General features: G+C 46.2%; 13 protein-coding genes. 10 read left to right on the top strand and 3 right to left on the bottom strand.

Annotation, left to right across the window (positions count from 1 at the left end):
• Positions 1–77: 77 nt before the first annotated feature.
• From DW657_RS07985 to DW657_RS07975, 3 genes are all read right to left on the bottom strand, one after another.
• Positions 78–1,751, bottom strand: a complete 1,674-nt coding sequence (locus DW657_RS07985) for a RagB/SusD family nutrient uptake outer membrane protein (protein ID WP_118312094.1) — start codon at positions 1,749–1,751, stop codon at positions 78–80.
• 28 nt (positions 1,752–1,779) lie between these two features.
• A complete protein-coding gene (locus DW657_RS07980; protein ID WP_233546664.1) occupies positions 1,780–4,779 on the bottom strand; it encodes a TonB-dependent receptor in 3,000 nt (999 codons plus the stop codon).
• A gap of 376 nt (positions 4,780–5,155) precedes the next feature.
• Positions 5,156–6,364, bottom strand: a complete 1,209-nt coding sequence (locus DW657_RS07975; RefSeq protein WP_118312093.1) for an ROK family transcriptional regulator — start codon at positions 6,362–6,364, stop codon at positions 5,156–5,158.
• 485 nt (positions 6,365–6,849) lie between these two features.
• On the opposite strand from DW657_RS07975, the gene DW657_RS07970 reads away from it, so the two are divergent.
• The 10 genes from DW657_RS07970 to DW657_RS07925 all read left to right on the top strand — a co-directional run bounded on the left by DW657_RS07970 (position 6,850) and on the right by DW657_RS07925 (position 23,176).
• Positions 6,850–9,195, top strand: a complete 2,346-nt coding sequence (locus tag DW657_RS07970; protein WP_118312092.1) for a family 20 glycosylhydrolase — start codon at positions 6,850–6,852, stop codon at positions 9,193–9,195.
• A 54-nt stretch (positions 9,196–9,249) separates the two neighbouring features.
• The gene (locus tag DW657_RS07965; protein WP_199658323.1) at positions 9,250–12,363 is read left to right on the top strand and encodes a glycoside hydrolase family 2 TIM barrel-domain containing protein; all 3,114 of its coding nucleotides are present in this window, start codon (positions 9,250–9,252) and stop codon (positions 12,361–12,363) included.
• 192 nt (positions 12,364–12,555) lie between these two features.
• Positions 12,556–15,219, top strand: coding sequence for a DNA mismatch repair protein MutS (mutS, locus tag DW657_RS07960; protein ID WP_118312091.1), 2,664 nt, complete (start codon positions 12,556–12,558; stop codon positions 15,217–15,219).
• Between the two features lie 110 nt (positions 15,220–15,329).
• Positions 15,330–15,818, top strand: a complete 489-nt coding sequence (locus DW657_RS07955; protein WP_118312090.1) for a radical SAM-associated putative lipoprotein — start codon at positions 15,330–15,332, stop codon at positions 15,816–15,818.
• A 4-nt stretch (positions 15,819–15,822) separates the two neighbouring features.
• Positions 15,823–16,899, top strand: coding sequence for a TIGR04133 family radical SAM/SPASM protein (locus DW657_RS07950; RefSeq protein ID WP_118312089.1), 1,077 nt, complete (start codon positions 15,823–15,825; stop codon positions 16,897–16,899).
• 497 nt (positions 16,900–17,396) lie between these two features.
• On the top strand, positions 17,397–18,497 hold the full coding sequence (locus DW657_RS07945; protein WP_118312088.1) for an ATP/GTP-binding protein: 1,101 nt from the start codon (positions 17,397–17,399) through the stop codon (positions 18,495–18,497).
• A complete protein-coding gene (locus DW657_RS07940) occupies positions 18,494–19,261 on the top strand; it encodes a hypothetical protein (protein WP_118312087.1) in 768 nt (255 codons plus the stop codon). The genes DW657_RS07945 and DW657_RS07940 overlap by 4 nt, the downstream gene beginning before the upstream one ends.
• 756 nt (positions 19,262–20,017) lie before the next feature.
• A complete protein-coding gene (locus tag DW657_RS07935; protein ID WP_118312086.1) occupies positions 20,018–21,283 on the top strand; it encodes a site-specific integrase in 1,266 nt (421 codons plus the stop codon).
• Positions 21,284–21,296: 13 nt separating this feature from the next.
• A complete protein-coding gene (locus DW657_RS07930) occupies positions 21,297–21,680 on the top strand; it encodes a hypothetical protein (RefSeq protein ID WP_233546662.1) in 384 nt (127 codons plus the stop codon).
• 752 nt (positions 21,681–22,432) lie between these two features.
• Positions 22,433–23,176: a UpxY family transcription antiterminator gene (locus DW657_RS07925; RefSeq protein ID WP_118312084.1), complete on the top strand. Its 744-nt coding sequence runs from the start codon at positions 22,433–22,435 to the stop codon at positions 23,174–23,176.
• Positions 23,177–23,208 lie beyond the last annotated feature (32 nt).

Here is a 23,208-nt window from a genome sequence, read left to right as displayed (position 1 = left end):
ATTTAAACCTGAACCCAACAATTTCTTCAAGAGAAAACAGTTGAGTTATTCTTATAATAAACAAACCTAGCAAGCTTTTATCTCTTCAGGTTAGGGTTCTTCTCAACGTCTGTTGTTGGATATGGACAGTAGATTCTATCCTCAGACCAAGAACCTGAAACAGTTACACTTTCCTTAGCAGTATAGGTCTTGCCATTCTGCTCTGCTACTACGAGAGGAGCATTCGTTACGCGGTAGTCGAAGTTCTTCTTCAACTCGTTCATACGAAGCTCGTCAGAACGACGGGTAACCATAGATACCCAGTTGCCGGCAACTTCCCATCCGTGCTCAATGTAGCAAGCCTCAGCCAGCTGCTCTGCATTCATATCAGCAATCTTCACGGTAGTACCATCGCTCAAAGTAACGTTCTCAACATCGTTTACGGCACGGCTGCGAACCTGACGGAGGCACTCCTTAGCCTTGTTCAAGTCACCACCAGAGCGAGCTGCGCTCTCAGCATACCAGAGAAGAACCTCTGAATAGCGGATCAGGTTGTGACGACGGTCGTTAACCATACCACCCCAGTTAGGAGCCAGGTAATCGTAAGCCTGACGGAGCATGTTGCCGTTCTCATCAGAGTTAACGGTGAAGATACAGAACATTGGGTGATAAGCCTCAACCTCTGGAGTCTTTCCATCTTCTTTCAGTGCCCACCAATCAACAGCTTTTGTAATCTTGTTTCCATCCTGGAAAGTAACCTTAGGAGCGTAGATAGCATCCTTACGAGCTCCCTCTGGGAATCTCTTCCAGAATGCGATTTCACCCCAGGCGTCACCCCAGCCACCATCGCCGAGACCTTCGAAACGGCAGCAGGAAGAAAGCTGAGAGTCATGATCCCACCAGCCACGAGCATCGTTGTTGATACCAAGCACGGTCTCCATGTTGTAGTTGTTGCCCATAGAGTAAACATCCTTCCACTCTGGGTTCAGGATGAAACCGTAAGAACCGTTGTTGTCAATGACAGACTTAGCCTGCTCTGCAGCGAGCTTGTAGTACTCTGTACCCATATTGAGTGGGTAGCCAGCCATAGACATGTAAACTGCTGACAGGGTAGCCTGTGCAGCCTGCTTGGTTGTCCAGATATCCACACCGAACAAACGGCTAGGCTCCTTCTCATACTTGGTAGGAAGCTCGTTAACGGCTGCCTTCAAGTCTGATACAATCAGTTCATATACATCCTTTACACTAGATGGAGCAACCTCCAACTGTGAAACATCGGTACCGGTAATCAATGGCACAGGACCGAATACACGTACCAGATAGTAGTAAGCGTATGCACGCCAGAAGTGTGCATTACCCAAAGCTACATCAATCTTATCCTGAGCAACAGGAGCCTTGCTTGCACTCTCGGTAATCAGGTTGGCAGCCTTGATTACAGAATAGTGCTGGTTCCAGGCGTCAGTTACACCCTTGTTGGCACCATCAGATGCAAAAGCATCGAGGGCAGCACAAGCCTGCTTGTTAGAACCAGGGTTGGCTGTGATATCATCACCCTGCCACTGTGGGTACATAGGGTTGGTCCAGCTCTGTGTCTGGTTGATTCTGTCATACAGTGCGTTAACACTTGCTGTCAGGTCATCTTCACTATTGAAGAAGTTATCTGGGGTCAACTGTCCCTTAGGTTCCTCATCCAGGAAGTCTCCGCAAGAAGAGAAGGTAAGCAAGGATGCTGCCATGAGACAACCCATATATAATAATTTTCTAGTTCTCATAATTATTTCAGTTTTTAGATGATTGAAGTTAGAAGTTTACACGTACGCCCATTGTGATGGTACGAGGATTAGGGTAAGCACCCATATCCAAACCGTTATCACGGTCAACACCATTATCACTGAATGATGCACCAGCTGGGTCGATACCCTTATAGCCGGTAATGGTGAAGAGGTTCTGAGCTGAGAGAGAGAGACGGATGTCTGCAATCTTTGTCACGCTGCGTGGGAATGTATAAGCAATGCTGATATTCTCGCAACGGAGGTAATCTGCATTCTCCAACCACTTGTCTGAGTTACCGTATGTCTTGTTCTCGGCACCTACTGTTGGCATGGTGATTCCGATGTTGTTGAAGTAATCCTTATCAGTTACGAACATAGAGGCACCTACCATTGAGTTCATCGCGTAACGTACCATGTTCAAACGCTTAGCTCCGAAGGCTGCATTGAAGAATACGTTGAAGTCCCAATTCTTGTAGCTTACGGTGTTGTTCCATCCCAAAGTAACGTCTGGGTTTGAGCGGCCCAATACGAAGCGATCCTTTGATGCATCAGGAGTAGCGGTCTTGGTACCGTCTGCTGCATAATACATATCAACATACTGTCCCTTGTCGTTCTTCTCTACACCTGCCCACTTGAAGCCGTAGAATGTACCGATTGCCTCACCTTCCTTGATGATGGTACATGGGTCAACAGTACCTGGAGAAGGGCTGGTACCATAGAGGATAGGAGCATCTGCTGTCAACTTGGTTACCTCGTTCTTGATGTAGCTGGCATTCAAGGTTGATGACCATGACCAGTCCTTGGTCTGGATAATCTGTGCATTGATGGTTGCATCAAAACCCTTGTTGCTTACCTCACCGGCATTTACCCAGTAAGATGTGCCACCCAGGTAACCTGGAGCTGATGTGGTCAGGAGGGCATCCTTGGTCTTCTTGTCGAAGTAGTCTAAGCTGATGTTCAAGCGGTTGCCGAAGAAACCGAGGTCAACACCGAGGTCAAACTGGTGAACCTTCTCCCATGTCAAATCTGGAGTAGCAAGACCATTTGCCCAGTAACCTGTGTAAGACTGAGTTGTACCGTATGTGAAACCGGTTGTACCCAATGAACCGAGAGTAGAATATGGAGAGATATCCTGGTTACCGATGATACCGTAGCTGGCACGGATCTTCAAGTACTCTACTGCATCCTTGATTGGCTCCCAGAACTTCTCGTTAGAGATGGTCCAAGCTGCAGCTGCAGATGGGAAGTAACCCCACTTCTTGTTGGTAAAGCGGCTAGAACCATCCGCACGGAAGGTACCAGTCAACATATAACGGTCGGCATAGTTGTACATCAAACGAGCTACACCAGAGAGCATGGTCCACTTGCTATAGCCGTTGGTTGGTGTCTTGGAAGCAGCATCAGCTACGTTCCAGTAGCCCAACTGCTCGTGAGCAATACCTGTACCTGACATACCCATGCGGCGAACCTCGTTAGAGGTAACTTCCCATACACCTGTTGCTGTCAAGCCGTGCTCACCCCACTTGTTGCTGTAGGTCAAGTTGTTGGTTGACTGCAAAGCGGTTACGGTAGCATCGTTGTTGCCCATATTGTTACCAGCTGCGTTCACCTTGGTAGATGTGAAGCTGTACCACTTGTAATCGTTATAGTCGATACCGTTGGTGGTAGTGAAGGTCAAGCCCTTGAGAAGGTTGAACTTCAAGTCAACGTGACCAGTTACCATGGTACGCTTGCGGTCGTTCTGGCTGTCGTGGAGAATACCGTAAGGGTTGTTCTGGATGTTGTTGTATGGGTCCAGGTTGTACTTGCCGTTGGCAGCCATCATCTCCATGGTAGGAGAGTAGTTCAAACCTACCCAGATTGGGTTAGACTGGTTCTGAGCGAAGCCAGCACCTGAGTTGTCTGTCTGAGCAAGGTTGAGGTCGGCGGTCAACTCCAACCAGTCGAATACCTTATTATGAATGTTTGCCTTGATAGCGTAACGTCTAGACTTGGTGTCAACGATTACACCCTTCTGATCCATCAAGTTGGCAGAGAAGTAAGTCTGTGTTTTCTCGTTACCCTGTGACAAGGCAACCTTATAGTTCTGAGTAATACCTGTCTGGAGCAACTGATCCATCCAGTCGATACCTGGCTTGGTACCATTCAAATAATCCTGTACAGCGCTCTGATCCACACCCTTGTGGTCAACCAAAGCCTGTGCATACTGCTTGGTACCCATTACCTCTGGGATGTTGTAAGCGTTAGAGAAACCGAAGCTGCCGTCGAAGGTAACCTGGGTAACACCAGCCTTACCGCTCTTGGTCTGTACCATTACAACACCATTGGCACCACGGGCACCATAGATAGCGGTAGAAGAAGCATCCTTCAATACCTGAATGCTCTGGATATCTTCAGGGCTGATACCCTCAAGACCTGTCTCGCGAACGATACCATCTACTACGTAGAGAGGGTCGTTGCTCTTGTTTACTGAGCTGGCACCACGGACACGAATCTTCATGGATCCACCAGGTACGCCGCTAGACATAACCTGTACACCAGACATACGACCGTTGAGGGCATCCTCAACACGTGCAACTGGCTGATCCTTGAAGCTCTTGCCTTCCATCACAGCAACAGAACCTGCCAAGTCTGCCTTCTTTACTGTACCGTAACCGATGACTACAGTCTCCTCGAGTACGTTGGCATCGTCTTGCAAAGTGATGTCTAATGGAGTTCCGTTCCAAGTGATTGTCTGGGCCTTGTAACCTACGTAAGTAATAGTGAGCTTAGCGCCCTTAGTCAAATTGTTAAGGACGAAGTTACCGTCAAGGTCGGTCACGGTACCGCCGGTCTTGCCATCGATACGGATGGTAGCACCAATGATAGGCTCGCCAGAAGCGTCCTTTACTGTACCTTTACATGAGTTTTGCTGCTGGGTAGCGGTTGCAATTGCTGAATTGCTCTGAGCTGCCAATGCAGTGACAGTGCTAAGTGGTGACATGGCACCCAACAGCGCTGCAAAATACAAATTTGCCCTTTTGTTCATAGGACTAATATATGTTTTTGGTTTATTTCATTTATTATCATCAGCTACTTCTTCTGGAGTAGTCTTATATGATTGTTAGCTATTTATTTTTAGCTTTGTTGTTGTCTTTAGAAAGAGGGGGCGCCATTGGTTGGCGCGCCCCTCGTAATTCATATCATTACCCCCTTACAAGGAAGTAACTTTGAACTCAGATTTGCTGCAAACTACAATTTGCCCCTTTGTGTCATAGGTCATTTTAAATTGTTCTCATATAGGTGTAGTAATATTTGCATTTTTTGTCATCAAGCTAAAAGCTAGAATGCAGCGATAATGTTGATATATGGGCACCTATTCGCGCCGCCTAAGACGATGCAGATGCCGCTAGTCGTGATAGGTTTTATATTGTAAGCAACTTCTGTCGAGCTATCAGACACGCTCCGATGACACCGGCCTGGTCTTTCAGCTCAGAAGTGACGATTTGTGAATCTTCGTTCATGACATTGAGCGAATACTTCTTGATTCCCATGTTCACTGGAAGGGTGAGATAATCGCCTGTGACAGACATTTCTCCGCCGATGACCAGCATCTCTGGGTTGAATATATTGATGATGCCTGCCAGTTGCTTGCCCAACTCATCTGCGATGTGTTGCAGGGTGGCGAGACTCAGTACATCTTCCTTAGCGATGGCATCCATGATGTCTTCCAGCGTAAGCTCCTCTTTCTTCTTGAGTACCTTGTCCGAGAGAATGGATGGCTTGCCAGCCAGGATATTCTCCGTTAGTTTTCTCTTGAGTGCTCTGCCCGATACTTCTGTCTCCACGCAGCCGATCTTGCCGCAATGGCAGATGATGTTGTTGTTGTAGGCAGTCATGTGACCGAACTCTCCAGAATATCCCGACTTGCCGTAGTACAGCTTGCCGTCGATGATGATTCCGATGCCCAAACCCCAGCATATGTTGACGAAGATGACATCTTTCTTACCTTTACAGCATCCTTTGATAAACTCTCCGTAGGTCATACTGCGGGAATCGTTCTCGATGCAGGTTGGAAGCTCCAACAGCTTTGTGAGCTTCTCAGCCAGAGGTTCTTCCAGGAACGTGAACATGTTGTATGCTCTTCCTTCCAGAGATCTCACGCGTTCTGCCACGTTGACGCAAATTTCCAGGATTTCTTCTCTTTTAATAGGTAGATTGTCGATAAAGACATTAATAATCTTTCCCATCTCGGCAAGGCTCTCAGGCGTATTCTCATACACATAAGGAACTTTCTGCTTCTCTGTGATCAGATTGCCACAGAAGTCGCTCACTGCCAAAGCGAGGCAGTCCATTTCCGGGTTCACACCAACAAAGTAACCTGCGGTAGGTTCCAGGTCGTAAACCATCGGGATTCGGCCAGCGGAATCGGCTTTCTTTCCGATCTCCCTGACAAGTCCCTGTCCCATCAGTTCATTCAGAGCGTTCGTCGTTGTCGGGAGGCTCACCCCTATACCCTTTGATAATTCAGGTATGGTAGAAGCGCCCTTTGCTATGAACTGCTCTAGTAGTCGTCTAGGAACAGAAGGTTTTCGGTTGATGTTCTTAATATATTTTATTATGTCTTTAGCCATAACTAAAATTTTTTTGTTGCAAAGATACTCTTTTTTAAGTTTGGTACAATGATTTGTGAGTTAATAAAACTTAATTGGGGCTATTTTTATGCAAATTTCCTCTTCGGCGCTTCGTGATTTAGTATTATACCTATTTATATATAGAGACATAAGAGTGATTTTATCTGCAATCATTTCAGCAACAGATAAACCCTATGTAGCCATAACTGATTGATATAATGGTAAAAACGACACTTATTAATAGCCGCTTCTTGTCAATAAACTAAAAAAATAAAAGCCTTTTAGATTTATTAACCTAAAAATGATGGAACTAATTAATAAAAGACGTATCTTTGCAAAATAAAATATTTTATTAAGTATTCAACTAAAAATAAAAGATATTATTATCGAGGTTTCTAACTAACATTAATATATATCTACTTTGCCTTCCAGCCGCAAAAAAGCTGGGAGGCAATCATTGCAACTAACACAATATTCAACTTTATATGAAGAAAATCAACAAATTCTTAGGTTCGTTGGCAGCTTGCGCAGCGATGTTGGGGGGAGTCTCAACTCAGGCTGTAGCTGCAGATATTAATATTATCCCTGTGCCTGTGAAAACACAGGTGCAGAAGGGTGAGTTTGTATTGCCTCAAAAGGTAGTGATCTCTTATCAGACTGCGGATGGCAAGAACATCGCAGAGTATATGGCTGATAAGCTGAAGGCATCTACCGGCTATGATGTAACCGTAGGCGGCAAGAAGGGAAATATCTCTATCCAGATTTCTCCTTCCATGAAGATGGCTGAGGAAGGCTATCGCCTTACAGTTACCAGCAAGGGCGTAGTAATCAAGGCAAAGACCGGTAAGGGTGCTTTCTATGGTATGCAGAGCTTCATGCAGCTCCTGCCTGCACAGGTGGAGAGCGCTACCAAGGTGAGCGGCGTGAAGTGGGTGGCTCAGTGCTGTGACATCCAGGATGCTCCTCGCTTCGGCTACCGTGGCTTCCATCTCGATCCATGCCGTCACTTCATCACCGTAGAAAATGTGAAGAAGCAGCTCGACATCATGTCTATGTTCAAGGTAAACACCATGCACTTCCACCTCACTGAGGACCAGGGCTGGCGTATCGAAATAAAGAAATATCCTGAGCTGACTTCCATCGGCGGCTATCGCCTCCAGGGTGACGGTTCTACCTATGGCGGTTTCTATACACAGGAGGAAATCAAGGACATCGTGGATTATGCAGCCAAGCGCTACATCACCGTGATTCCTGAAATCGACCTTCCTGGCCACATGATGGCAGCAATCGCTGCTTATCCATCTCTCTCCTGCAAGGGCGAGCAGTGGACTCCTAGAATGGTTTGGGGTGTTGAGGATATCGTGATGTGTCCGGGTAAGGAAGATATGTTCAACTTCCTGGAGGATATCGTTCGCGAGGTTGTGCCTCTCTTCCCTGGCAAGTATTTCCACATCGGTGGCGATGAGTGCCCTAAGACTAGCTGGAAGAACTGTCCTACCTGCCAGAAGCGCATCGAGGCCGAAGGCTTGCAGGCTGACGGCAAGCACTCTGCTGAGGAAAGACTCCAGAGCTACGTAATCAAGCGCATGGAGAAGATGCTGGCTAAGTACGGCAGAAAAATCATCGGCTGGGATGAAATCCTCGAAGGTGGTTTGAGCCCTGAGGCTACCGTGATGTCTTGGCGTGGTACATCCGGAGGTATTTCGGCTGCTTTGCAGAAGCATGACGTAATCATGACTCCTGGTAGCGGCGGTTTGTATCTCGACCATTATCAGGGCGACTACAAGATTGAGCCGGTTACTATTCCTAGTGCTCCTGCTTATCTCTCTAGAACATATAACTATGAGCCTGTGCCAGATACCATCAAGTCTCTGGGACTGGAGAAGCATATCCTCGGTGTGCAGTGCAATAACTGGTCGGAGTATATGTACACCAATGCCAAGATGGAGTATCAGATGTATCCTCGCTCTCTCGCTCTCGCTGAGATTGCATGGTCACCAGCCAAGAAGAAGAACTTCACAGACTTCGCCCGCCGTGTAGATGCCAACAGCGTACGCCTGGATGAGCGCCACGTACGTTATCATATCCCATTGCCTGAGCAGCCATACGGTTCTTGCGACAAGGTAGTGATTACCAAGGATACCGTAGTTACCTTCCAGACTTCACGTCCAATGAAGATGGTCTATACCTTGGATGGTACTACTCCAACTCCAGCTTCTGCTGTCTATACCGAGCCTATCAAGGTGAGCGGTAATATGACCATCAAGATTGCTACCGTATTGCCTTCTGGAAAGATGAGCAAGGTGAGAACCATCGACGTAGAGAAGCAGAACTATGCTCCTGCTGTGAATGTAAGCGATACCAAGGCTGGCTTGCAGCTGCGCCGTATCAAGGGTAATTACTTGAAGGTGAATCAGTTGGATTTTGCTGATGCTGAGTGGCAGGACTGCGGTACTGTTACCAACCTGAACAAGATGAAGGTGAGCCAGCCAGACGATGCTGCTACCTTGCGTGGTGCCAACAACTATGGTGCGATTGCTGAGGGATTCATCAATGTTCCTGAGGATGGTGTTTACTATCTCTCTTCCCGCATGGAGCAGGTTTGGATCGACAACAAGCTCGTGATCAACAACGAGGGTGCCGTAAAGGCTGGTACCAACAGCGACAATGCTGTAGCTCTGGCTAAGGGTCTGCATCCTGTGAAGTTCGTTTATCTCTGCAATATCGTTGGTGGATGGCCATCTTGGTGGAGCAACCTCAACCTCGAAATGCGCAAGGATAATCAGAAGAAGTTCACAGCAGTAGAGGGAACTCAGTATTTCCACAAATAATTGAATTAAGAAGTTAAAGGAGTTAAGAAGTAATATCAATAACTGATTAGTAATATGAATATCAGAACCATCGCAAATGTATCACTTTGCCTTGCCATGCTTTCGATGAGCAGTGGGGCGCTGGCTCAGAGTGAGTCTCGCTGGCAGAATGTGAACATCAATCAGCAGAACCGAGAGCCTCGACGTGCCAATTTCTTCGCATTCGAGAATTTGGAGAAGGCGCAGAGTTTTGATAAGAAGAAGTCGGCCAACTACCTTTCCATGGAAGGTATGTGGAAGTTTAATTTCGTGAAGGACCACAACAAGCGTCCTGCCAACTTCTTTGCTCTGAAGTATGATGACTCACAGTGGAAGGATTTCCCTGTGCCTGGTTTGTTTGAGTTGAACGGATATGGTGATGCTACCTATAAGAACATCGGATATGCCTGGGCAACTCAGTTTGACCCGAACCCTCCTTACATCAGCGAGCTCAACAACTATACGGGTTCTTATCGCCGTACGTTCGAGCTTCCTAAGAACTGGAAGGGAAAGGATGTGTATTTCCACGTGGGTTCTGCCACCAGTAACCTGACTCTCTGGGTGAACGGCAAGTACGTGGGATACAGCGAGGACAGCAAGGTGGCTGCCGAGTTCAACATCTCTAAATATCTCAAGCCGGGAAAGAACCTTATTGCCATGCAGGTGATGCGATGGTGCGATGGTTCTTATTTCGAGGACCAGGACTTCTGGCGCTTCACGGGTATCGCCCGTGAGGTGTATCTCTATGCGCGTCCGAAACTGCATGCTGCTGACATCCGTCTGAACGCTGCTTTGGAAAACAACTACCAGGATGGTGTGTTGAACTACAAGGTTTCCTTGAAGGGAGGAAAGACAGACGTTGCCATCACCTTGTGTGATAAGGATGGCAAGCAGATTGCACAGGCTACAGGTGCACAGGGCGTCATCAAGGTGCCAAAGGTAAATGCCTGGACGGCTGAGACTCCTTACTTATATAAGGCATATATCACCCTGAAGAACAAGCAGGGCGCCGCTGAGGTGATTCCGCAAAAAGTGGGATTCCGAAACGTGGAAATCAAGAACGCACAGCTGCTCGTTAACGGACAGCCTGTGCTGGTGAAGGGTGCCGACCGCCACGAGATGGATCCGGACGGTGGATACGTAGTGAGCTTGGAGCGCATGATTCAGGATATCAAGATCATGAAGCAGTTGAACATCAACGCCGTTCGTACCAGCCACTATCCATGTGATCCTCGCTGGTATGACCTTTGTGATGAATACGGTATCTACATCACCGCTGAGGCAAACCTCGAATCTCATGGTATGGGATATGAAGAGAAGTCGCTTGCCAAGTTCCCTGAGTACATCGTGCCTCACATCGAGCGCAACGAGGGCAATGTGAAGCCGCTCATCAATCATCCTTCCGTCATCGTATGGAGTCTGGGTAATGAGTGCGGATACGGCGTCAACTTCGAGAAGGCTTACGACTGGGTGAAGGCGTGCGATAAGACCCGCCCTGCACAATATGAACGTGGCGGATACGACAGCAAGACAGATATCTACTGTCCGATGTACATCGGTTACGAGGAAAGCGAGAGCTATTGCAAGAGCAATGGTACCAAGCCATACATCCAGTGTGAGTATGCCCACGCCATGGGTAACTCTGAGGGTGGTTTCAAGGAGTACTGGGACCTGATCCGCAAGTATCCTAAGTACCAGGGTGGTTATATCTGGGACTTCGTTGATCAGGGTCTGCGCGACAAGAGTCCTGTCACCGGCAAGGAAATCTTTACCTATGGTGGCGACTACGGTCGCTATCCAGGCAGTGACTACAACTTCAACTGCAACGGTATCATCGCTCCTAACCGCCGTCTGAATCCTCATGCGTATGAGATTCAGTATGTTCTCCAGAACGTCTGGATCAAGGATTTTGATGCAGAGAACGGTTCTTTCAATGTCTATAACGAGAATTTCTTCAAGAACATTGATGACTTGAACCTGACAGCTACCCTCTTTGCCAACGGCGTGAAGTTGACTACCGTAACGATTCCTGATACCAAGGGCATTGCTCCACAGGCAACCAAGCTGGTGAAGAGCGAGGCGCTGAAGAGTGCCATCGAAAAGGCTGAGGCTGAGCACGCTACAGAGGAAATCACCATTAACTTTGCCTTTGCAAGTGATGGTAGCCAGCCTCTGGTTGACAAGGGTCAGGTGATGGCTCGCCAGCAGATTGTACTCAACGGATATGAGTTCGACAAGGTAGATGCTCCTGCCAACACCGGCAGCAAGATTGAGGTTGAGGAGACCAACAGCTATGTGAAGGTTTCTGCAGAGAGAATGTCGGTTACCATCGGCAAGAAGACCGGTATGATTGATTACCTCGATGTGGATGGCGAACCAATGTTGAAGTTCCGTGAGAGCATGACTCCAGAGTTCTGGCGTGCTCCTACCGACAACGACTATGGTGCATCTCTCCAGAAGAAGATGAGAGTCTGGAAGAATCCTCAGATGAACCTGAAGTCATTCGACAAGAGTGAGAGCAAGGACAGCGTGGTGCTGACTGCCAATTTCGAGATGCCTGAGGTGAAGGCTGAACTGATGCTCCGCTACCGTATCAATGCGGCTGGTGAAGTGACAGTTACAGAAAAGATGACAACAGACAAGGAGGCTAAGGTAGCTGATCTGTTCCGCTACGGCATGCAGTTGCAGATGCCTGCTTCTTTCTCTAAGTTGGAGTACTATGGTAGAGGTCCGGAGGAGAACTACATCGACCGTCATTCTTCATCTTTCATCGGAAAGTATGAGGCTAACGTGAAGGACGAGTATTATCCATACGTCCGTCCACAGGAGAGCGGTAACCATACAGACATCCGCTACTTCTCTATCTTCAACCCAACCACCGGCAAGGGAATCACCTTCGAGGGCTATGCTCCTATGGAGTGCAGCGCCATCCCTTATCTGGTAGAGGATTTGGATGCAGGTATCGAGAAGGAGCATGCCTGGGGACAGCACAGCGGCGACCTGGTAGAAAAGGGTCTCGTACAGTTGCACATCCAGCAGCGCCAGTTTGGTCTGGGTTGTATTGACAGTTGGGGTTCTTCGCCAATGGAGAAGTACCGCATGCACTATCAGGACCGCTGCTTCAGCTTCGTAATTAAAGCTAAGAAATAAGATATTTACACACTTGTGTATTCATGTAATTCATCGGATAAGTGCTCTTCTTGCAGGGATGCAAGGGGGCACTTTTTCTGTTTTATGGGGGAAAAGTTTAAAAATAGATTAAATCCTTTGTTGATTCCCCCTTTTTTTCTTATTTTTGCAATTCTAACAAAATATAAAGGCAAACATAAGAAAATTAAGATAATGGCAAACGATAACAAAGGTCTTACGCCGATGATGCGACAATTCTTCGAGATGAAATCCAAGCATCCCGAGGCTTTGCTGCTTTTCCGTTGTGGCGACTTCTACGAAACTTACTGCGAAGATGCGGTGGAGGCTTCCCGTATTCTCGGCATCACCCTGACCCGAAGAAACAACGGTGGGGCTACGGGCAGCATCGAGATGGCGGGATTCCCTCATCATGCACTCGATACTTACCTGCCTAAACTCATCAGGGCAGGAAAGCGAGTTGCCGTATGCGATCAGCTGGAAGACCCGAAGAAGAAACGCCTGGAAATCAAGGGCAAGAAGGGATTGAGCCAGATGGACAAGATGGTGAAGCGTGGCATCACCGAACTCGTTACTCCTGGTGTGGCGATGGGCGACAACGTGCTCAACTACAAGGAGAATAACTTCCTGGCTGCCATCCACTTCGGTAAGACTTCCTGCGGCGTAAGCTTCCTCGATATTTCTACCGGTGAATTCCTCACCGGCGAGGGAACCTATGATTATGTAGAGAAACTGATGGGTAACTTCATGCCGAAAGAGGTGCTCTACGACCGTGCCCGAAAGAATGATTTCGAGAAATACTTCGGTACCAAATACTGCACCTTCGAACTCGACGACTGGGTTTTCACCGAGCAGACGGCGATGCAGAAACTCCTGGGACACTTCAAGACCAAGTCGTTGAAAGGCTTCGGTGTGGAACATCTCAAGAATGGTGTCATCGCCAGCGGTGCCATCATGCAGTATCTGGAGATTACCCAGCATACGCAGATCAACCATATCACGGCACTTTCGCGCATCGAAGAGGATAAGTTCGTGCGCATGGACCGATTCACCATCCGAAGTCTGGAGCTGGTGGCTCCGATGCAGGACGATGGTCTGTCTCTGCTCAACGTCATCGACAAGACTGTAACGGCAATGGGCGGTCGAATGCTCCGCCGCTGGCTGGTGTTCCCGCTGAAGGATGTGCGCCCTATCAATGAGCGCCTAGACATCGTGGAGTATTTCTTCAAGGAGCCGGAGTTCCGTCAGCTTCTCGACGACCAGCTTCATCGCATCGGCGACCTGGAGCGTATCATCTCCAAGGTAGCCGTGGGCAGAGTATCGCCTAGAGAAGTGGTGCAGCTGAAGAATGCGCTCGAAGCCATCCAGCCTATCAAGGTGGCTTGCCAGCATGCCAAGAACGATGCCCTGAAGCGAGTGGGAGAGCAGCTCAACGTATGCGAAACCCTGAAGGACCGCATCGCCAGGGAGATTCAGCCTGATCCGCCTCAGCTTGTCAACAAGGGTGATGTGATAGCCGATGGGTATAATGCTGAACTCGACGATTTGCGCTCCATCAGCCGTCATGGCAAGGATTATCTTCTGAAGATTCAGGAGAGGGAGATCGAGAAGACGGGCATCAGCAGTCTGAAGGTAGGATATAATAATGTATTCGGTTATTATCTGGAAGTGCGCAACACCTTCAAGGACAAGGTGCCTGAGGAGTGGATCCGCAAGCAGACGCTGGCACAGGCTGAGCGATATATTACCCAGGAACTCAAGGAATACGAGGAGAAGATTCTCGGTGCCGATGAGAAGATCCTGATTCTGGAGGCACGACTCTTCAATGAGTTGATTGCTGCTATGCAGGAGTATATCCCTCAGATTCAGATCAATGCCAACCTCATCGCCCGCATGGACTGTCTCCTCTCTTTTGCCAAGGCTTCGGATGAGAACCGTTATGTGCGCCCGGTTATTGATGATTCGCAGATACTGGATATCAAGCAGGGACGCCATCCTGTGATTGAAACCCAATTGCCACTGGGCGAGCGATACGTGCCAAACGATGTGTTGCTCGACACCGAGAAGCAGCAGGTGATGATGATTACCGGTCCTAACATGGCGGGTAAATCTGCCTTGCTCCGCCAGACGGCGCTCATCGTGCTGCTGGCTCAGGTGGGCTGCTTTGTTCCTGCCGAGAGTGCAAGGGTGGGTCTGGTGGATAAGATCTTCACCCGTGTGGGAGCCAGCGATAACATCTCGTTGGGTGAATCAACCTTTATGGTGGAGATGACGGAGGCTGCCAACATCCTGAACAATGTGTCGCCCCGTTCGTTGGTACTCTTCGATGAGTTGGGTCGTGGAACATCCACCTACGATGGCATCAGCATCGCCTGGGCTATCGTGGAATATCTTCATGAGCACAAGAAGGCGCAGGCCCGTACGCTCTTTGCCACTCATTATCACGAGTTGAACGAGATGGAGAAGAATTTCCCTCGCATCAAGAACTTCAACGTGAGTGTGAAGGAGGTGGATGGTAAGGTTATCTTCCTTCGCAAGCTGGAGCCGGGTGGCAGCGAGCATTCCTTCGGTATCCATGTGGCAGAGATTGCCGGAATGCCGCGCAGCATCGTGAACCGTGCCAACGATATCCTGAAGCAGTTGGAGCAGGATAATGCTGGAGTTGGAGGTGCTGGCAAGCCGAACGTGCAGCATCTGGATGAACATAAAGAGGGTGTGCAGCTGAGTTTCTTCCAGCTGGATGACCCTGTGCTCAGCCAGATAAGGGATGAGATACTTGGCTTGGATGTGAACAATCTCACGCCAGTTGAGGCTCTCAATAAGCTCAATGACATCAAGAAGATTCTACTGGGTAGATAAAATGCTCTCTAGAACGGATAAAAAAGGTTAAATGTCCCCATTACAGAGGGGATATTTTCCTTCTGCTGCGTTTCCTTGGTAGAAGTATAACTAATATAAAAGGGAAGATTATGAAAGTGAAGTTTTTGCATTGGTACAATGCTTTGGCAGCCACACTCTTGTCGCTGCTGGGATTCTCTTCTTGCGGTGAGATTGGAACTGATGAACCTTGTTTGTATGGCTCTCCAACTAGTTCTTTTCATGCTAAGGGTAATGTTACAGCCGAAGATGGCACCCCTATCCAGGGCATCAAGGCGGTAGTGGTAGATGACTATGGTCATGACGGGGCTTATCGAATAGACTCAGCTTATACCGATAGTAAGGGCAATTATGTTACCAAGGAAAAGAGCATGGATGGCGCCATCGACTGGGTTCATAAAGAGAAACGACTGAAAGTGATTCTCGAAGATGTAGATGGTGAAGCCAATGGTGGTGAATTTGCCACGGATACCATCAAGTCGGAAAATATCACTGTAGAGCAAGTGGAAAAAGGTAAAGGAGATTGGAATTGGGGCTCTTTTGAGGTTACTGCCAATGGCAAGATGAAGAAAAAGAAGTAGTCGTATGACAAATCCAGAATCTTTATCCCTTCGTCGCCGCCTGGCATTGGAGATAGCTCGAAGTCTTTATCAGCAGAAGGTGAAGGAGCATCCTTTGCGCCAACTCTTCTGGGAGTGTACCCTGCGCTGCAACCTGCATTGCCGCCATTGCGGAAGCGACTGCAAGGTGAAGGCAGGGCAGCAAGACATGCCTCTGGCAGACTTCTTGCGAGTACTAGACAACATCGGGCAGCATACCGATCCTCATCAAGTGTTTGTCATCGTAACGGGTGGCGAACCCTTGATGCGTGAAGACATTGCCCAGTGTGGCGCAGCCATCTATCAGAAAGGTTTCCCTTGGGGTATGGTGACCAATGCCCTATATCTTACTCCTCAGAAATTCAATGATTTGCTCCGTGCTGGTCTCCATGCCATGACCATCAGTATGGATGGATTGGGTGAGGAGCACAACTGGATGCGAGGCAACAAGTATAGCTTCGATATGGTTTCTCAGGCGATAGATATGCTGGTGGCTCATCCAGAGATTAAGTTTGACATCCTCACCTGTGTGAATCGTCGCAATTATCCCCACCTCTCTGCCATCAAGCAATTCCTGATAGATAAAGGTGTCAAGCACTGGCGAGTCGTAGCTGTATTCCCAGTGGGTAGGGCAGCCACCGACCCCGATATGCACCTCACTCCCGAAGAATACCGTGGCATCTTAGACTTCATCAAGCTTACTCGTAAGGAGGGCTTGATTGATTGCAGCTACGGCTGTGAGGGCTTTATGGGCAATTACGAGGGCGATATCCGCAATCATTTCTATTCATGCCAAGCTGGCGTAACTGTTGGTTCCGTTTTGGTGGATGGCTCCATCTCTGCCTGTGCCAGCATCCGTTCCAATTATCATCAAGGCAACATCTACCAAGATGATTTTATGGAAGTGTGGCAGCATCGTTTTGCCCCTTATCGCAACCGAGAGTGGATGCGCAAGGATGAGTGCGCCCAGTGCCGCCACTTCCGCTATTGCCTAGGCAGTGGTATGCACTTGCGTGATGATGAGGGAAGGCTCATCATGTGCCCGCTGCATAGGTTGAAATAAGTTTTTAAGATCAGCTCAGATTGGCTAATAATTACAAAAAGTTACCCTAAGGTAAGTTACCTTTGGGTAACTTTTTCCTTTTTTACCGCACAGCAGCTGGATTCCATCCGCACAACACTTGATGTGCATCTGCACAACAGCTGATATGCAAGCGCACAACAGCTGTTGTGCGGTTCAAGGTGTTAACAATCTTGAAGACAGGTATTATATCTTCTGGCAATTTCTCCTATATCTTCCGATTACTTCTATTATACTTTCCTGCTGCTACTCCTATATCTTTCGATCACTTCTCCTATATCTTTCAATGATTATTGATACTTGATTATTATCTTAAATATCCGTAAAATAATTACGGTGCATTGTTTTTTTATATATCTTTGCAAATGCTAAGCAGCACTTGACATTATAATAATTGAATGATGGTTTTCATCGTTTTGGGGTGTGTTTGCTTTGCATCAACAATTTCGTTATCAATTAAAAATAAAGTATATAGAACCATGTTAGTAAAATTTGCCGTAACGAACTATAGAGGATTTGCTAATCGCATAGAATGGGATTTGTCGAAACCAAGTAACTATTCGTTCAATACTTTTGCCATTAAAGATGGTATCATCAAGAATGGCATCGTGTATGGACCTAACGGTTCTGGCAAGTCGAACTTTGCAATGGCCATCTTCGATATCACCAATCATCTTTCACAGAAGTGGAAGAAGGTGAACTATTATGATAACTTTACATATACGGGAAAGTTGAACTTCCCCGTAAAATTTGAATATGCCTTCAAGTTTAGAGATGATACGTTACAATATACATATAGCAAATCGCCTGATGGAAAACTGGAGGAAGAAGAACTTGTTGTGAATAACAAACTTATTTTCTGCAACAAGAATTCTGTCTTGACATTGGATGATGTTGAGTTCCCGATGGATTCTGCGGTGAAGGCAAACCTTGCCAATAACGCCAACAATGTATCCATCGTAAACTTTCTGCTTACTTCCTATCCTCTTGCCAAGGAGCATTATCTTCTGAAGTTGCAGCAATTCGTAAACTCAATGTTATGGTTCAGAAGTGTTGAAAAAAATGAGTTTATGGGGTTGGCTACTGCTCCGGCTAATCTCGATGAGTATATCATCAAGAATCAGCTGACTCGGGACTTTGAGGACTTCATCCATCGGGTAAGTGGACAAAGTTTTGAGTTTCAGGATCCAAAGGATGATGATAAAGAGTTGTATTGCGTATTTGGATTAGGTCGCATTCCATTCGATAAGATTGCATCAACGGGTACTCAATCTCTGATGCTGCTTTATTACTGGCTGAAACAGATGGCAAATGCATCGTTCGTTTTCATCGATGAATTTGATGCTTTCTATCATTTCAGACTCTCTTATGAGGTTTGCAAAACCCTCTTTGCTCTTCCATGTCAAGCTTTTACGTCATCACACAATACCTACCTGATGACCAACGACTTGCTTCGCCCAGACTGCAATTTCATCTTGCAAGACAACAAAATCAAGCCGTTGAGCGACTGCACCCAAAAAGAGTTGAGATTCGGGCATAATATAGAAAAAATGTTTAGAGGTAATGCATTCGAAGTATGATACTATTCGTTTTTGAAGGAGTAAAACGGGAGCCGGATTTGTTCCGCACCATTCAGCGATTATACTTTGCAAACAGAGATGAGCAGATAGTATGTTCCTATAACAACAACATCTATCAACTATACAAAGATTTGCAGGAGTATGATGGCGATGGAGATATTGTGTCTTTACTCATGGAGAAATTTGCCGGTCAAGCAGACAATCCGCTCAAGGATATTGATGCTTCTGCTGACATTTCGGAAATCTATCTGTTCTTCGACTATGACTTTCATAACCGGAATTTATCTCTCGAAGAAATCAACAGGCAGGTAAAGGAAATGCTTGAAACTTTCAATAATGAAACGGAGTTTGGTAGGCTTTATATTGACTATCCGATGGTTGAGTCTATACGATATACTAAGCAGTTGCCCGATGCAAACTATTGGACGTATTCTGTAACACGTTCTGAGTGTGGTAAGTTCAAAGGTGTATCTGCCGATTTTTCTGCGTATGACAGTTTCGATTTCATCCTACTGAAAGATCACCGAGAGCCAACAGAAGAAGAGACGAAGGAAATCAAGCAGAATTGGGAATATTTAAAGGAAATGAATGTGGGAAAAGCGAACTATCTATGTAAGGGGAAGAATTCGATGCCTGCATCTAAAGAAGACATACTTCAAGACAAAATATTCAACTCACAATTAAAGCAGTATGTGAATACCGAAGATTGTAAAGTAGCAGTACTCAATGCTTTCCCGATATTTCTGTTTGACTATTTCAAATGATATTTGTGACACCAGTGACACTTATGACACTTGTTTTCTAAAACTTTCTTCACGCGGGCGGGCAGGAAAAATTTTTCAGAAAAGTTTCCCGCCCGCCTACGTGAGAGAGTTTTTAAGAAAACCCTGTCACCAGTGTCATCCGTCATTCCTAAGTAAGTTACTTAGCTATCGTAACCAAGTCACTTAGCTATCCTAAGCAAGTTACTTAGCCGTCATAAGCAAGTCTCTTTTATCATTGGAATAAATCATCTTTCTGAGCTAATCATCAGAAAAAGAAAGAAAATCCGTGAGAAACAGTGAATAACCGTGAGAAACCGTGAATGCCGGATTCTCAGGGTTGTATCTTTGCATTGTGATTCAGAAAGGACTACAGGCAATGCGCAGCGCTACTTAACTTTGTATTTCAGAAAGTACATATAAAAAGTGTTTGAGAGAAGAATGAGGAAAGTTTACTGGTTATCAGTTACTTTCCTCATTTTGGTTAAAAGTGGCGAGGACAGACGAAGACGGGAATACGACAAGATGAGACAGAGGAACGTTACCTATCCGTAACCTATACCCCAAATGGGGAATGTTGAGGTTCGGAAGAATAAAGAAGGTTACGAATTGAATTTGAATGCTCTGATTTATAGTGAGTTACTAATGAGCAACGTAAGATTTTTGGTTACGAACCAAATTTGCCGTGTTCTGCCGTGAAATGCGTAGCAAGAAAAGACTCTTCATGTATTAATTTTGAACGCAAAAAAGAATGACGTTATGAAGAGTACATTTTCAATTATCTTCTACCTCAAAAGACAGGTAGTAAAGAAAGACGGTACTGTTCCAGTTATGGGACGTATCACAGTGGACGGAACACAGGCACAGTTCAGTTGCAAGATGACTGTGAATCCCAATTTGTGGGACACCAAGGGCGGACGCATGACTGGAAAAAGTATGCAAGCCTTGGAGGTGAACCGCAAACTGGACAAAATGCGTGTGAGTATCAGCAAGCATTATCAGGAGATAATAGATCGAGACAACTTTGTCTCTGCCGACAAGGTTAAGAACGCTTTTCTTGGATTGGAGTATCGCTGCCATACCTTGATGAAAGTCTATGAGCAAAGCAGGGATGAAATGGAAAAACAATACAAGGCTGGCATGAAATCTTTGAGCACATTCACAAAATATAGAATCGGTTGTGCTTACGTGGGCGAGTTTTTGCAGTCGCATTATCGTGTTAAGGACATTGCCTTGAAAGAATTGTCCCTGCCGTTTATTACGAACTATGAGACATTCCTTAGAATAGACAAGCAACTGAAGATAAATTCCGCAATGGTGTTTGTCCGTAATCTCCGTGCCATGATTTTTCGGGCGATTGATAACGAGTGGCTCGTCAAAGACCCTTTCAGACGATACGAGTACAAGAACGAGGAAACAACAAGGGAGATTCTGACAAAAGAAGAAATTCACCTGTTGATGGAAACTCCTATCACCAGAAAGCATATGGGGTTGGTGCGTGACTTGTATCTATTCTGCTGTTTCACAGGTCTCGCATTCATTGACTTGTACAACTTGAAGGAAGAGAACATCAAGACATTTTTTGACGATGGCGAGTGGATTGTTATCCACCGACAGAAGACAGGAACGGAAGCCGACATCAAGTTGCTTGACTATCCCAAGCAGATAATGGAGAAATATCGTGGATTGTGCAAGGATGGCAGAGTCTTTCCTGTACCACCTTATAGAAGTTGTCTGCGTTCGCTCAAAAGATTGGGAAAGAAATGCGGTATCACCAAGCCACTTTCCTGGCATGTCTCAAGGCACTCGTTCGCAACCTCGGTTTGCCTCTCCAATGGTGTACCAATAGAAACAGTAAGTTCCATGCTTGGTCACAAAGACATCAAGACCACGCAAGTGTACGCCAAGATTACCAAGGAAAAGTTGAGCAAGGATGTAGAAAAGTTGTCCCAACAACTCAATCACATTGAGGAATTCACATTCGGGAATATTTGCAGCGATAATACGAACACAAAAAAGGCATAGTATGAAACGACAAGTGATAACAATACAGGAAGATATGGTCATCTACGCCCCACATCATGGTGAGGTGTGGATGACAGTTTGGGAGATTGCCGAACTGTTGAATGTAACAGGGACAGCAGTGAAGAATACCATCAAGCGCATTTGGAAACAAAGTGTGCTGAAAGATTTCCAGCATTCTCAATACATCAAACTTGAAAATGGATATTCTGCGCATGTCTATGATATGGAAGTGATTATCGCCATAGCACTTCAAATGGATACATACCAAGCATTGCTTTTTAGAAGATGGCTTGTTGAAAAGATAGGAAATCGCAAAGAATGTCAAGCTACTCCAGGAAAGCAGGGGCGAACGACGATTATCGTGATGAATGGAACGATGCCTAGAGGTATCAGTTAAGCATTACACCTTAATTATATAATAGCGTACAGAGAAGAAATACCAAATGGTTGTATCACTCTGTGCGCTTTTTGCTTTCTATTTGTAGCGCAGTTTGCATATTTTAGAATGTTTGTCATCTATTACGGTGCGCTTTCTTACACAAAATAATCGAGATATTCAAGCGAATTGGCTTAAATAGTCTTAAATTCACGTCAAATAATAGATTTTCTCAATCATTAGTGCTGTTTTCTCGATTAATTTTCGTACTTTTGTACTCGGACTGTATATGCTCGACCGTTTTTGTCACAGTTAGACGTGTTCTTACAAGATAATCGAGTCGGCAGCCTACGCCGTGCTGAGTGTAGTGAAGTCACTTATCTGACAGATCTATACAAAAGCGGGTGTTGGGTGGGAAAAGCAGTCCAGACATAGAAGGCGTTTATCGACGCTGTGTTTGAGACAGTCTGAAATCTTGCAAACTCTCAGAATCTAAGTCTCGAATATGGTCAACGGTAGATGTCCCGGGTGTGATTATATCAATCCCGTGGAGACCTGTAAGCATGGATTGTACCCTTTTGGGCGCAGTCAAATGTTATATATAGGTCTCTTTGCGGTAATGATTTTCATATCGGCGTGGGCTCTGACGTTGTCTGTTCGACTTAGATAGGCAATGCAAGAGCCTCAGACTGTGGAATGGGCAACAGGACGATTCCACGCTTTTTTGTGTCAATTTATTAACTGGGTTCTGCTTAGAATAAGTTAACACCGATATGAAAGTCGATGAACGTGCATTGCAAGATGTACACACCGTAGGAGGTGGTGAAACTCCTCCCTGTGTTGGACTTACCTCCAACACCCTCCCCAAAGCTCAAAGCACAGTATCTGCGGAGAGTTCACAAACAGGGGTGTCCACCAGAAATGCACATATAGCAGTAAAGCCTAAAGCGCAAAAAGAGGAAGATGTTCCTCATTGGTATGCCTTACGTACCACTTATGGCAGAGAGAAAAAGGCATATGACTATATGACAGCCAAAGGCATTACGGCTTTCTATCCTACCATCGATACGGTTAAACTTATAAATGGTAAGCGCAAAGTTGTTACTGAGTCACGTTTACCTAACATCTTCTTCGCTCACGGAACAGAAGAACAACTCAAACTTTTTGTTTACGACAACGTAAACCTCCCATTCCTTCGTTTTTATTATCACCATACACATATTGGCAGCAGAATAGAGAAAACTCCATTGATTGTTCCCGACTATCAGATGGAAAGTCTCAAAATAGCGTGCGCTTCAGAGGAAGATGATGTCATCATTGTCTCTGGAGAAATCCAGAAGTTCGAGAAAGGTCAGTTGGTACGAGTGGTAAAAGGTGAGTTTGAAGGTTTTATGGGAATAGTGGCACGTCATAAAGGACAACAGCGAGTGGGCATTGTTGTGGACAACTTGCTGACTGTTTTGACGGCATACGTACCGAGTGCTTATTGTGAGGTTGTAGAAGATAAGCAGAAGTAAAAGGTTACTGTACCTTATTATGTAGAAATATA

The organism is Prevotella sp. AM23-5 (assembly GCF_003473645.1).
GTDB classification, from domain to species: domain Bacteria; phylum Bacteroidota; class Bacteroidia; order Bacteroidales; family Bacteroidaceae; genus Prevotella; species Prevotella copri_A.
This window is presented reverse-complemented; position numbering and strand designations above follow the sequence as displayed.